The organism is Krasilnikovia cinnamomea, from assembly GCF_004217545.1.
GTDB lineage: Bacteria > Actinomycetota > Actinomycetes > Mycobacteriales > Micromonosporaceae > Actinoplanes > Actinoplanes cinnamomeus.
Genome location: NZ_SHKY01000001.1, coordinates 1,036,554 through 1,049,504, shown reverse-complemented (window position 1 = coordinate 1,049,504; position 12,951 = coordinate 1,036,554). Strand labels below are relative to the sequence as shown.

The window sequence follows — 12,951 nt, the reverse complement described above, 5'->3', positions numbered from 1 at the left end:
AATCCACAGCCGAACGGGGTATACAGCGACCGTATAGGAAATCTACATAGGAGCCGGGTGCATGACCTCGCGACACAAGCACGTGCCGACGCCGCCGCCTGACCTGTGGGAACGTCCAGATATGACGGACGCGTTGGCCCGACGTGACATCGGCGCGGCAATCCGGATCTATCGACGATGGACCGGCGCCAGTCAGACGGACATCGGCATGATGATTGGAATTCCCCAACCGCATGTCAGCGGAATCGAGCGCGGAAATAGGCAGGTCATAACGATCGACCTGATCGAGCGCGTTGCGGATGGACTGGGAATCCCGCGAAAAATGCTCGGCCTCGCTCCGCTGGAGGATGCAGGGCCGGAATCGGGTCCGGTGCCAGCGAGCCAGGGGGAGTGGCTATCGGGTAGAAGGTTCCTCGGTGCGCATCGCGGTGAACTTACCAAGGCCGTGTACGACCTTTATCCTGAATCTGTCCGGCTCGGCAATACGGGAATCCTGATCCCCCCGCAATGGAGATTGCCTGCGCCCATCGATCTGTCGGATGTGACGCTGCGGTGGCAGGAAGAGACGCCACGACCAGCGGTCAACGGTGGAGAGCGCGAAACCAAGCATGTTCGGCCATTGTTGTCGAAAGGTCGCGACTACAGCAGATATCACCGTGCCATGCGCGATTTGGCTCGTCCGCGACTGTTTGAAAATCGTCTCTGCTATCGCCTGCTCGATGTCGCGCCCGTCGGAGACAGAGGCGCCCAGCAGCTCGACCTTGACCTTACGTTGGGCGAGATGTGCTACTTCGACATGATCGACGTGGGCGAGGCGCTGGCACACGAGGCCGCATTGGCTGCTCGTACAGCCGAGGGAAAATTCAGCGCCGATGGCGTGGCATGGGAACACCTCCCATTTCGGCGACTCATTCGCGATCCGTTTGAACTCGCAACGTATCCATTGATGATTTCAGTGAGCACCCTAACCGTTCGCGCAAGTAGAGCAGGATCGACGTTCTACATGCTTCGACGCAACGCCGCGAAGGTCGCCATTGCGGGCGGGATGCTCAGCGTGTTTCCCACTGGCGTATTCCAGCCAGCGTCGGTTCTCCCGGCGCCAAATTCGCCGGACTTTGATCTGTGGCGAAATGTAATGCGGGAATACAGCGAGGAATTTCTCGGAAACCCGGAACACGATGGCGATGGGCCGCCGGTCGACTATGTAAACGACGAGCCGTTTCGCTCGCTCGATACGGCACGACGCGAGGGTAGAATACGCGTCTACTGCCTGGGTGTCGGAATTGATTCGCTCAACTATGTCGGCGACGTCTTGACGCTTGCGGTGTTTGACTCCGACGTGTTCGACGCGATCTTCGATGGAATGGTCGATCAGAACGACGAAGGCGACGTAGACACGGAAGAATACAACTTCACCCCGGAGGCGATGCGTCGCCTGCTAGACACCCAGCCGATCGCGCCCAGCGGGGCAGCCTGCCTGCATCTGGCGTCGGAGTATCTGTCCGAGGAAGTGCTGACGTAAGGGGCATCCAGGCCGTGGGGTCCGAGGCCAGGTCAACGGACGGTCAGGAGGATGGCGTACATCGAGCACCTACGTACGCCGAGAGATAGTCAGGCCCGTCAGGATTTCCATTGTGGAACGTTCCGGCCCGGGTCGCCGACAGCGACTCACCCAAATATCGAAGGTTCTTTAACACGCCCGCCCCTAGTAGCGCTACCTCGGAGCGAGCGAGTACGACATGCGGCCGTACGCCGACGCCATCCACGTCCGGCACTTCTACCACCTTTCGATCGATTTGCCCGAGGTTCCGGAGCGCTGGTTTACGGAGGAGCGGGGTGACGGCGACAGCGCGCCAATCCCATTTGAGTGTTACTGGTTGCCTCGCCCAGGGCCACGTGCTCGCCGCTGGCCAGTCCGTACTCCTCGGGCGACTCTTCGACCGAGCGTCCGGACAGCCCGGATGATCAGTCCTCGTCACGGAGTCTCTCGCGAGCCTGCTCGACAAGATCGACGTATCGCTCGGAGAACGGCTCGACCAACTCTCGTTCGAGCAGGCAGATGAGGTTCCACAGCGCCCGCTGCTCGGCCTGGTCCTGGACGAGACTGCCGAAGCCAGCAGTCTGCTTGTCGGTCCGGTTGAGCCACTCGAACAACACCAGGGCTTCGTCGCTGGTCAGCCGCAGGATGGTCCCTGGCTCCTCCACAGATGCAGGCTACGACATCTTGGGCTTCGGAGTCAGTATCTCTGGAGTCGTCGAGCCCTCCCTGTCACGCTGATGTGAGACAGCCCGTCTACCAGGGAATACTCTTCCTGGACGGCCCTGAGGAGAACACACCAGCATGACTTCGAAGCCCCATGAGAGCCCGGATCTGGACGCCCGGCCCCAGCGGCGGACATTCACCGCGGAGTTCAAGGCGCGGATCCTGGACGAGTACGAGTCGGCGCCGGATGCGGCGGCTCGCGGGGCGATCCTGCGCCGGGAACGACTGTATGGGTCACACATTCTCGACTGGCGCAAGGCCCGAGACGCCGGAGCCGCGGCCGGCCTGACCGACCGCCGTCAAGCGGCCGCGCGGGCAGCGAAGAAGGCCGAAAACGCTGAACTTGCCCGCCTGCAGCGGGAGAACGCCCGCTTGCAGGCCAAGCTGGCCAAGACCGAGACCGCGCTGGCGATCATGGGAAAAGCGCACGCGCTCTTGGAACTGCTCTCCGAGAGCGCGGATGCCGCGCCGATGTCGAACCCGTCCTCACCGAGGCGCTCCAGGCGCTGACCCCGGCGTGGGGCATCGCCGGGGCGTGCCGACTGACCGGCGTATCCCGCGCGACGCTCTACCGGCACCGCAACCCGCCCGCGCCGCCGAAGCCGCGGACTCCGCGTGAGCCGCCGCCCTCGGCGCTGTCGCAGGCCGAACGTGAGCAGGTCCTGCAGTTGCTGAACCGGCCCGAGTACGCCGACCTGGCGCCGGCGCAGGTATGGGCCCGCGAGCTCGACGAGGGCCGCTGGTGGTGCTCGGAGTCCACGATGTACCGGATTCTGCGGGCCGCCGGTCAAAACGGTGAACGCCGCAGCCAGGCCACGCATCCGGCCCGGACCAAGCCCGAACTCGTGGCCGACGCGGCGAACCAGGTCTGGTCCTGGGACATCACGAAGCTGCGCGGGCCGGTCAAGGGCGTCTGGTTCCACCTCTACACGGTGATCGACATCTGGTCGAGGTACGTCGTCGGGCACCTGGTCGCCGCGCACGAGGACGGGCAGCTCGCCGAAGCGCTGATCGCCGACGCCGCCGCCCGTGAACGCGTCGATCCCGATCAGTTGACCGTGCATGCCGACCGCGGCGCGGCGATGACCAGCAAGACCGTCACCCAGCTGCTGACCGATCTGAAGATCGGCCGTAGTCACAGCCGGCCGAAAACCTCGAACGACAATCCCTACATCGAGGCGAGCTTCAAGACGTTGAAGTACGACCCGAGCTTCCCGGACCGGTTCGGGTCGATCCAGCACGCCCGGCAGCACTGCGAGGCGTTCTACACGTACTACAACCACGAGCACCGGCACTCCGGGATCGGCCTGCATACTCCGGCCTCGGTCCATCACGGCACCGCCGGACAGATCCGTGAACAGCGGCAACGGACCCTCGACGCCGCCTGGGCCGCGCACCCCGAACGGTTCGGGCGCCGCCGTCCGCAGCCACCCCGCCTCGCTCACCGGGCATGGATCAACAAACCCGACAACAGCGACCTCGGACAAGTCGCCGTCGCGGCTGTGACCACCCTTCCAACAGCACAAAGCTAAAGAAGATCAAGAAACTGTCTCAGTTGACTTGACAGGTTCCGAGCGAGGCAGAAACACACCAGACCGGTAGTGCTAGGGCTCGCGGACCGGAGGGGATTTGAACCCCTGGTGGGGCGTGGCACGCCAGCGGCCCCACGCGCCTGCAAGGCCAGCGCGCGTGCGCGCTATCGACCTTTGGGCGCTGCAATAACCCGGCTCTGCCACCGGTCCATGATCAGTATTCCAGCGTGCCGGGCCTTGCCACAGCGAGTTCGGTTTGCGGCGGCGTCAGTATCTCTGGAGTCGTTGAGGGAGGCAGATTCACACCAAGGCGGCACAGCCAGGAATGACCTTTGAGGGAGCCGTTTGGTGATCTCCGAGTGGCCATTCGGTCAGCTCGGGAACGCTGATGCTGGTATCACCGGCTGCGTCGGCGGATGGGAATCCGCAGGTCACGGGCCTACTCTCCTGGTGTCCTACAGGCGGACGAGGGATGCAAGGGGGGCCGGGCGTGTACGAACCCATGTTCATCCTTCTCATGGTGTCCGCCGCCGCCGGGCTCTCGCTGTACATACGTCGCCGGTTTGGTCAGCTCGGCACCTCGCCTGAAGGTCGGGGGCTGCGCCGTGCCGGACACCAAGGCGTGTCGATGGAAACGGGCGCGCCGAGGCAACAGAAGACCGACGAGGGCCTGCTCCGGTTGCGCACCTCACCGCCCTTTCGGCGGGCGGTGTGGGCGTATCGGCTGATGCTGCCTACGCCGTTCCTCATGGTGCTGTCGGCGGTGGTTGGTGTATTGCTCCCGGGCCCGGCCCACGTCGTGTTGCTCGTAGGCACTTTTGGCCTCTTACTGGTGGGGCTGGTGCTCGGCTGGAGTGCGGTGTTGCCCTTCTCCCGCACGTTGCGGGAGACGCTGCCTAACCACCCACGGGACATCTTCGGGCCGGTCGGCGTGCCGACAGCGCTGATCCGCGACACCTTCCGCCGTAAGCCGGTTCCGCCCACGGCATGATCGACATCGGTACCGGTGGGCAATGGACCCGTGGCGTCGAGGCACCCGCACCCCGGCCCCCTGCCGCGGCTGGCTGACCATGTCCCAGCCGCTCGATGCCGCGAACTCTGGACCGTGGTGTCGTTATCTCTGGAGTCGTCCAAGGAGCAGGTTTCACACCAGCGCGATACGACTTTCGGATGAACGGCCGAGGGCCGTTTGGTGATCGCCAGCTGGTCGTTCGGCCAGCTCGTAGTTGCTGGTGCTGGTCTTGCTGGCTGCGTTTGGGGATGGGAATCCGCTGGTCAAGGGCCTATGCTGCCGGGTGCTCAACGAGGGGCCGAGAGACGCGAGGGAGGGACAGGGGCGTGTTCCAAATCCTGCAAGTCCTTCTCATGATCTTCGCGACGGCCTTGATCCTCTACGGGCTCTGGGAGATGAGACGGGGATGGCTCATCTCACGCAGCGGTGGATCGGGTGCACCGAAAGTAGCGGCTGGCGTGTCCAAAGTGCTGAACGGTGTTGCCGCGTGGGTGCTGATCGCGGTGTACACCGGGGCAGATTGGGGCCTCGGAGATGGAGGCGCCGCCGCCGCGCTCGTCGCCTATCTGGCGCTCCTGGGGCTCTCGCTGTACATACGGCGCCGGTTTGGTCAGCCAGCCGCCTCATCCGAGGCTCATAGGCTCAGGCCATGATTGTCCAGGCGGTGTTCGGGGCGTTGGTGGGGCTGGCCTTTGTTGGCTGGGGCGTCCGCGTCCTCGTACGTGGTGAAGTACCCGGGATTAAGTCCACCGGGCGGGTGTGGCGAAGCGTGTTCGCGGCTGTCATGTTCTGGTTCCTGCTGGGCGCGGCTGTCTTGGTCGGCCCTTTCGTCTGGATGGCGGGTACCGCCGGATGGATGGGGTCGGATGCCAGCTTCTGGGTCCTCTCGACGTCAGTCCCGATGGCCGTCTTTGCCGTCGTCTGTTTCAGGCCCCTGAGGACCACGGATGTGCGCAGACAGTAGTGGGACGCTGCCTCACTGCTGGCGGAGGCAGTATCTCTGGAGTCGTCGAACGAGTTCCCACGGCGCCCGCCCACGAATGCTGCCGTAGCCGCTTGAACCGAAGATCATCGGGCCCACGTGGGCGGCGAAGTTTGCGGCGGAACGAAGGTCTGGGCTGGGTAGCGCGGGGCGTCCGTCAGCGAAAAGTCAGCGACTCATCCGACATCAGACGGCAGCGGCTAACACCAAACGCCATGTGAGCTGCCGAAATGCGCAGCCCTCGACAAGGGGCGAACGGCTGGCAACCATGACTTCCGCGTTCACACCGGAGAGGTCACTGGTTCGATCCCAGTATCGCCCACCAGCACGTTGAACCGCGAAAACGCTCGGACCCATGAGCTACGGGTCCGAGCGTTTCGTCATATCCGGGACCGTACGGCGTCGAGTTCGGCGAGGCGGGCGCGGATCTGTTCGGCCTCCGGTAGGCCGAGATCGGTGTACAGGGCCAGCGCCTGCTCGTAGTGCTCCCGGGCCTCGGCGGGATCGCCGAGGGCGCGGTGCGTGTGGCCGAGACCGGCCCGGGCACGGGCCTGCTGGTTGCGGTAGCCCTTGTCCGTGGCGATGGTGCAGGCAGCCGTGTGGTGGGTGAGGGCATCGGCGGTCCGCCCGGCGGCGAGGGCGGCCTCGCCGATGCCGTTCAGAGCCCACGCTTCGAAGTGCTGGTCGCCGGTGTCGCGGAAAATGGTCAGGGCCTGCTCGTGGTAGCCGATGGCCTCGTCGGGCCGGCCCAGGGCGGTGTGCAGCACGCCCAGGTCGTCCAGCACAGCGGCTTCGCCGGCGCGGTCCCGGAGCTGCCGGAACAGCGCCAGCGACTGCCGCAGGTGCTCGCCGGCCGGCCCGTGCCTGCCGCACAGCAGTTCGGCGTAGCCCAGGCTGTCCAGCGCGATGGCCTCCCCGCGCTGGTTGCCGGTCTGCCGGGCCAGCGTCAGACCGTCCCGGTAGTAGTCGATGGCCTCCGAGACACGGCCCATGCTCTCCATGCACCGGCCCAGCCCGTCGATCGTGATGGCTTCGCCGGTCCGGTCACCGGCCCTGCGATACAGCGCCAGCGCCTGCCGCTGATAGTCGATGTCCTCTTCGTAGTGACCCGACCGGGACGCGACCAGGCCGAGGTTGAACAGCGCGCGGGCCTGACCGGCCGGATGGTCGATCCGCCGGAACATCTCGGCGGCCTGCCGGAGGTAGTCGCCGGCCCGCCCGACCCGGCCCGGGCCCAGGTGGGCGACGCCCAGGTTGAGCAGGGCATAGGCCTGTTCCATCGGGTCGCCGCTGTCGCGGGCGGCGTCGTGGGCATGGCCGTGCATGGTCAACGCGTCGGTGCAGAAGTTGTTGCCGAGGTATCGGGACACGGTGCGCGCCAGCCTGGTGGTGTGGCGGGGCCAGCCGGACGTCGCGGTGTGCGCGGCAACGGCGACGAGGGTGGGCCGTTCAGTGTCCAGCCAGGCCAGTGCCGCGCCTGGATCGGTCAGGTCCGGGGCGGGAGTGGCCGCCGGGGGGACCTGCGGCCGACGGTCGGCCTCTGCGGGATACAGGGTGTTCATGGCCGTCGCCGAGCAGGTGACGTAGTGGTCGAACAGGCGGGTCAGCGCGGCACGGCGCTCGGGCGGGGGACTCTGGTCCTGGGCGCGGGTGGCGGCGTAGGCGCGGACGAGGTCGTGAAAGGTGTACCGTTCCGGGCCGACCGCCTGCAGGAGGTGATCCCTGCACAGGTGGTTCAGCCAGGCCCGGGCGGTGGGCGGATCGGTGTCGGCGAGCGCGGCCGCGCTGTAAACGTCGAAGTCCTGGCCCGGGTGCAGCGCGGCCAGGCGCAGCAGCCGCTGCTCGTCGTCGGGGAGGTTCTGGTACGACAGGGTGAGAGCGAGTTCGACCCCGGTGTCCAGGCGCCGGTCGCGGTGGCGTTCGTCGAGCCGGTCGGCGTGGTCGGTGAGTGTCCAGCCTGGTGTGCCGCGGATGTGCCCGGCGATCAGGCTCAGCGCCAAGGGCAGGTAACCGCACCGACGGGCAATCCGTGCCGGGGCCTCCGGATCCGGGCCGATGGGCACCTCGGGTACGGCACTGGCAAGCAACGACAGCGCCTCCTCGGGGGTGAAGGCACTGACGGTGAGCTGGGTCGCCGGCCGCAGCTCGGCGAGGCTGCGCCGGCTGGTGACCAGGGTCAGGCATCCCGCGACGTCCGCCAACAGCGGGCGGACCTGTTCGGCGGTGGCGGCGTTGTCCAGCACCACCAGGGTCCGGGTGCCGGCGAGCCGGTCGCGGTAGGCGGCGGTCCGCGCGGGCAGGTGGTGCGGAATCTGCTGGCCGGGCACGCCGAGCAGACGGAGGAACCCGTCCAGCACGGCGGCTGGGTCGGCCGGGGGCTGTGCCCGATCGGCGTGGAATCCCCGCAGATCGACGAAGAGGACCCGATCGACCTCCTTGTCCCGGATCAACAGGTGTCCGGCGTGGATCGCGAGCTGGGTCTTGCCGACCCCGGCCATGCCCTTGATCGCGGAGACCACCACCGCGTCATCGCCCCGCAGGGCGAGGCGGAGCCGGTCCAGTTCACTGGTCCGGCCGGTGAACGAATCCAGATCCTGCGGCAACGAGTCCCGGACCCGAACCTGGGCCACCGCCTCGGTCTCCCCGCCGATCACCCGCAGCGTCTGGCGCCACTGGGCCACGTAACCCACATCCGGGTGCAGCGCCTGAACCACCGCGACGACGAGGTCGGTGTTGAAGCGTCGTCGGCCGGGCTGGAAACAGTTGGCCACGGTCGACCGACGCGCCAGCTCACCCGCCGGCCGGCCCGCCGCGGTCCAGGCCGCGTTGACCCGGTTCTTGATCGTCTCGTACGACGGGTCGCCGGCCCACACCTTCAACAGTCGTAGGCGTTCGACCAGGTCGTCGAGGGAGTCCGCCGGTGCCGGATCGGGCAACCCGGCGAACCCGCCCGTCGGCGCGGGCGCTGGTTTCTGCGACGGCGGCATCGCTCACTCCATGGACCACGCTCGGCATCTTGGGGCTTCCGAGGCTAGGCCGAGTGCCGACCGGCGTCCAAATTCGTCCAGACTTCGCCGCCCCCCGCCGCCGAGCCCGCAGACTCGATGGCGCCGGATCTTCCCAGCATTGGCCACGGGGGTCAGGGAGCCTCGAATCCCTGACTGGCCAGCCGCCGCGATCGGCCCCCGCCTCGGCGAAGGGGGCCGATCGCCGCCGGCGGGCGACAGCCAGTCGGAGCCGCCACGCGATGGGTATTCCACTGATCGACAAAGCGGTGCCGTTGCGCGCATGTTTCGCGCGGGAAACCCCTCGGAGAATCGCGCGCCATCGTCGCGATCGGGTTCTCCGCAAGAATGGCGACTTCCGCCCGGTCCCGAGCGACGAACCGTTCCGCGTGACGCCGGCGGCTGCCGTCCGCGCCTCGGCCGTGCAGTTCTCGTACTCCACTGTGGGGCCCGGATCCGACGCACCTGACCTGCGGCGTCTGGTAGGTCTGGCTGGGGCGGGTGGCGTCGTCAGGCGATCGCCGGACTCCTCCGGCACAGCGGATCGAGCGTATTCCCGATCAGGCTCGGTGCTCCAGGAATCGGCGTCATCTACACTGCCCGCATGTCGAAGGTCCTCAGAAAACTGCCGGTCGGCGAACGGATCGGAATCGCGTTCTCCGGTGGGCTCGACACCTCCGTCGCGGTTGCCTGGATGCGGGACCGGGGTGCTATTCCTTTCGCCTATACCGCCGATGTCGGCCAATACGACGAGCCGGATCTGGCGGATGTGCCCGACCGCGCGCTCGCCTACGGCGCCGAGCAGGCGCGCCTGATCGACTGCCGGGCGGCGCTGGTCGAGGAGGGCCTGGCGGCGCTGGCATGTGGCGCCTTCCACATCCGCTCGGGTCCGCAGACGTACTTCAACACCACGCCGCTGGGCCGGGCCGTGGTCGGCACGCTGCTGGTGCGGGCGATGCGGGACGACGACATCTCGATCTGGGGCGACGGGTCCACCTTCAAGGGCAACGACATCGAACGGTTCTACCGGTACGGCCTGCTGGCCAACCCCGGCCTGCGTATCTACAAGCCCTGGCTGGACGGCGAGTTCGTCGCGGAGCTGGGTGGCCGGCAGGAGATGTCGACCTGGCTGGCCCGGCACGACCTGCCCTACCGCGACTCGGCCGAGAAGGCGTACTCGACGGACGCCAACATCTGGGGTGCCACCCACGAGGCCAAGCGGCTCGAACACCTCGACACCTCCATGGAACTGGTGTCCCCGATCATGGGCGTGGCGTTCTGGGATCCCACGGTGGACATCGCGGCCGAGGACGTGACCGTGGAGTTCGCGCACGGCCGCCCCGTGACCGTCAACGGCCGGGAGTTCGCCTCCCCGGTCGAGCTGGTGCACGAGGCCAACACCATCGGCGGCCGACACGGGCTGGGCATGTCGGATCAGATCGAGAACCGGGTCATCGAGGCCAAGAGCCGCGGCGTCTACGAGGCCCCCGGCATGGCGCTGCTGCACATCGCGTACGAGCGGCTGCTGAACGCGATCCACAACGAGGACAGCGTGGCGATGTACCACACCGAGGGGCGCAGGCTCGGCCGCCTGCTCTACGAGGGCCGGTGGTTCGACCCGCAGGCGCTGATGATCCGGGAGAGCCTGGACCGCTGGATCGGCTTTCCCATCACGGGCAGCGTCACCATCCGGCTGCGCCGCGGCGCCGACTACACCATCGTCGACACCAACGGCCCGCAGTTCAGCTACCACCCCGAGAAGCTCTCGATGGAGCGCAGCCACTACCCGGCGTTCAGCCCGGACGACCGGATCGGCCAGCTGACCATGCGCAACCTCGACATCGCCGACTCGCGCGACAAGCTGGAGCAGTACGCCGCGCACGGTCAGTTGCCGCCGGGCGGCGGCCTCATCGGTGAACTGACCCTCGGCGGCGCGGCGACCATCGCCCGGATCGGCGGGGCGGAACCCGAGTTCGTCGAGGCCGACGCGCTCGACCGCGCCGCGATCGAATCCGGCACCGACTGACCGGACGGCCCGCGGCTACCAGCCGCGGGATCGCCACTCCGGGATCGCCGGCCGCTCCTTGCCGAGCGTGCTGTCCCGCCCGTGACCCGGGTAGAACCAGGTCTCGTCGGGAAGCCGGCCGAAGACCTTGGTCTCCAGGTCCGTCATGAGCGAGTCGAATTCCGCCGGGTTTGTTGTCCGGCCAGGACCCCCGGGGAACAGCGAGTCGCCCGTGAACAGGTGCGGGTGGCCCGCCGGGTCCTCATACAGCAGGGCGACCGAGCCGGGGGTGTGCCCGGTCAGCCGAATCACCTCGACGGCGACCTCGCCCCACCGGACGACCTCCCCGTCCTGCAACGGCACGTCGGTGGGCACGGCGATGCCCGCCACATCGGGCGCGCCCGCGTACGTGCGGGCGCCGGTCGCGGCCACGACGTCGGCGAGCCCGTTCTCCCAGTGGTCCCGGTGCTGGTGGGTGGTGACGATGGCGTCGAGCCGCCCGCCGCACAGCTCGACCAGCTTCCTGGGTTCGTTCGCCGCGTCCACCAGCAGCTGCGCGCCCGTCGCCCGGCAGCGCAGCAGATAGCTGTTGTTGTCCATGGGACCGACCGACACCTTGGTGATGGTCAGCGCGGCCAGCTCGCGCACCCCCGGCGCGGTACCGACATAGTCTGTCACGCCCGGAGACTACCGCCCCGGTACGGAAAGCCCTGAATGCGCGGGCATACACGGTCAGGTCGCCCTGAGCGCCGGCACCGGCCGCCCGTGCCGGTGCGCGCTATCTTGGGCGTCGCCACCAGCGGGGAGGGTTCGTGTTGCGGTCGAGGATCGGAAGTCTCGTACTCATCGGGGTGAGCGCCGCCGCGCTCGGCGGCTGCGGCGGACCGGAGGCCGACAGCGCCGGGGCCCCGGCCTTCGTCACGCCCAGCGCCACGCCCACCTTCGCCGCCCCGGGCGGCGCGGCCTCCCCGTCCACCCCGGCCGTCCCGTCGGCGCCGGCGCCGGCCACCAGCACGGCCCCGCCCTCGACCCCGGCGAAGGCGAGCGCGGTGACCTACGCCTTCCCCGTGGTCGGCAAGAACTCGTACGCCCGCGTCCACCACGACTATCCGGCGACCGACGTGATCACGGCGTGCGGGAACAAGGTCGTCGCGGTCACCAGCGGCACCATCACCTACGTCGTTCGCAAGGACACCTGGAACCCGAAGGTGAACGCGGGAAACACCCGTGGCGGCCTGTCCGTGGCGATCCTCGGCGACGACGGGGTCCGGTACTACGGCTCGCACCTGTCCGCGATCGACCCGGCGATCCAGGTGGGGGTGCGGGTCACGACCGGCCAGACGCTCGGACGGACCGGCGACACGGGGCACGCCAGCGCCTGTCACCTGCACTTCGGCATCTCCCCGCCGTGTGCCGGCGGCAGCGACTGGTGGACCCAGCGCGGGGCGATCTGGCCCTGGCCCTACCTCGACTCGTGGCGCAAGGGCGGCAACAAGTCGCCGGTCGCCGAGATCAACGCCTGGAAGACGAAGAACGGCTGCCCGGCCAAACCCCGCGTCAACCCGTAAGCGGGGGCCGGGATCGCACCGGCATGATCTCCGCGATGGTGTTGCGGGCAGGTCCGAGGAACGGCGAACGCTACGGATGCGATGCCGGCGGCCCGGGACGCCGTGCGGATGCGCACCGAGAGCGCAGGCGCCCCGCACAGCGGCCGGTCAGCTCAGCGGCGGATGGTCGCCTGCCGGAGCAGGTGTCGTTCCTCCTGCTGGCGGGCGTGCAAGACGATCTGTCGCGCTCCCCTCGGCGCGGTCGTGGACGACACGTCGTGCGTGCGGATGTCCGGATCCGGCGCTGACCCCGGTCCAGTGCGGACCGTACGCAGAATGGCGGCGATGTCGGACAAGCCGGTCACACCGGAGATGGACAAACTGAACTCTCCCCCCGTCGAGTGTTCGAGTTGGCTGGTGGATGCGGCGATGGTGCATCCCGCGTCGACGATGCTGGACCCTCCTATGTGTTCGATGGCGGCCGCGCGACGACACACGCGGCCAAGGGCGACGACCAATGTGCGCGCGTGAAGCGGGGGACACCAGCGCGCGGGTCGGACCTTGACCGAAGCGCCGAATCGGACGCGCGGGTTTCACGGGCACCG

12 protein-coding genes and 2 tRNA genes are annotated in these 12,951 nt (G+C 67.8%); 9 read left to right on the top strand and 5 right to left on the bottom strand.

Going from position 1 to position 12,951, the window contains the following annotated elements; all coding sequences use genetic code 11:
- Positions 1-121 precede the first annotated feature (121 nt).
- Positions 122-1,522, top strand: a complete 1,401-nt coding sequence (locus EV385_RS04595) for a helix-turn-helix domain-containing protein (RefSeq protein WP_165449388.1) — start codon at positions 122-124, stop codon at positions 1,520-1,522.
- Positions 1,523-1,965: 443 nt separating this feature from the next.
- On the opposite strand, the gene EV385_RS04590 is transcribed toward EV385_RS04595, so the two are convergent.
- Positions 1,966-2,205 carry a hypothetical protein gene (locus EV385_RS04590; protein ID WP_130508320.1) on the bottom strand — a complete coding sequence of 80 codons (240 nt, stop codon included), beginning with the start codon at positions 2,203-2,205 and terminating at the stop codon, positions 1,966-1,968.
- 136 nt (positions 2,206-2,341) lie between these two features.
- Here EV385_RS04590 and EV385_RS04585 point away from each other — a divergent pair, with 136 nt between their 5' ends.
- The gene (locus EV385_RS04585) at positions 2,342-2,773 is read left to right on the top strand and encodes a transposase (protein ID WP_130507934.1); all 432 of its coding nucleotides are present in this window, start codon (positions 2,342-2,344) and stop codon (positions 2,771-2,773) included.
- Positions 2,770-3,795 carry an IS3 family transposase gene (locus EV385_RS04580; RefSeq protein WP_130507935.1) on the top strand — a complete coding sequence of 342 codons (1,026 nt, stop codon included), beginning with the start codon at positions 2,770-2,772 and terminating at the stop codon, positions 3,793-3,795. Before EV385_RS04585 ends, EV385_RS04580 begins: the two co-directional genes overlap by 4 nt.
- Before the next feature lie 82 nt (positions 3,796-3,877).
- On the opposite strand, the gene EV385_RS33765 is transcribed toward EV385_RS04580, so the two are convergent.
- A tRNA-OTHER gene (locus tag EV385_RS33765) sits at positions 3,878-4,005 on the bottom strand.
- A gap of 280 nt (positions 4,006-4,285) precedes the next feature.
- Between EV385_RS33765 and EV385_RS04575 the strand changes: the two genes are divergently transcribed.
- The 4 genes from EV385_RS04575 (at position 4,286) to EV385_RS33760 (ending at position 6,114) form a co-directional block, all read left to right on the top strand.
- On the top strand, positions 4,286-4,786 hold the full coding sequence (locus EV385_RS04575) for a hypothetical protein (RefSeq protein WP_130508319.1): 501 nt from the start codon (positions 4,286-4,288) through the stop codon (positions 4,784-4,786).
- A 347-nt stretch (positions 4,787-5,133) separates the two neighbouring features.
- The gene (locus tag EV385_RS04570; RefSeq protein ID WP_130508318.1) at positions 5,134-5,460 is read left to right on the top strand and encodes a hypothetical protein; all 327 of its coding nucleotides are present in this window, start codon (positions 5,134-5,136) and stop codon (positions 5,458-5,460) included.
- A complete protein-coding gene (locus EV385_RS04565; RefSeq protein WP_130508317.1) occupies positions 5,457-5,771 on the top strand; it encodes a hypothetical protein in 315 nt (104 codons plus the stop codon). The genes EV385_RS04570 and EV385_RS04565 overlap by 4 nt, the downstream gene beginning before the upstream one ends.
- 267 nt (positions 5,772-6,038) lie before the next feature.
- A tRNA-Val gene (locus EV385_RS33760) sits at positions 6,039-6,114 on the top strand.
- A gap of 55 nt (positions 6,115-6,169) precedes the next feature.
- On the opposite strand, the gene EV385_RS04560 is transcribed toward EV385_RS33760, so the two are convergent.
- Positions 6,170-8,776, bottom strand: a complete 2,607-nt coding sequence (locus EV385_RS04560) for a tetratricopeptide repeat protein (RefSeq protein ID WP_130508316.1) — start codon at positions 8,774-8,776, stop codon at positions 6,170-6,172.
- 622 nt (positions 8,777-9,398) lie between these two features.
- On the opposite strand from EV385_RS04560, the gene argG reads away from it, so the two are divergent.
- A complete protein-coding gene (gene argG, locus EV385_RS04555) occupies positions 9,399-10,820 on the top strand; it encodes an argininosuccinate synthase (RefSeq protein ID WP_130508315.1) in 1,422 nt (473 codons plus the stop codon).
- A 15-nt stretch (positions 10,821-10,835) separates the two neighbouring features.
- Here the strand turns inward: argG and EV385_RS04550 are convergent, their stop codons facing one another.
- Positions 10,836-11,477: an MBL fold metallo-hydrolase gene (locus EV385_RS04550; protein ID WP_242624701.1), complete on the bottom strand. Its 642-nt coding sequence runs from the start codon at positions 11,475-11,477 to the stop codon at positions 10,836-10,838.
- A 134-nt stretch (positions 11,478-11,611) separates the two neighbouring features.
- On the opposite strand from EV385_RS04550, the gene EV385_RS04545 reads away from it, so the two are divergent.
- Entirely contained in the window at positions 11,612-12,367 is a 756-nt protein-coding gene (locus tag EV385_RS04545) for a M23 family metallopeptidase (protein ID WP_242624700.1), read from the top strand.
- Between the two features lie 152 nt (positions 12,368-12,519).
- Here EV385_RS04545 and EV385_RS04540 read toward each other — a convergent pair whose 3' ends face one another.
- Positions 12,520-12,864 carry a hypothetical protein gene (locus EV385_RS04540; RefSeq protein WP_130508314.1) on the bottom strand — a complete coding sequence of 115 codons (345 nt, stop codon included), beginning with the start codon at positions 12,862-12,864 and terminating at the stop codon, positions 12,520-12,522.
- Between the last annotated feature and the right edge of the window lie 87 nt (positions 12,865-12,951).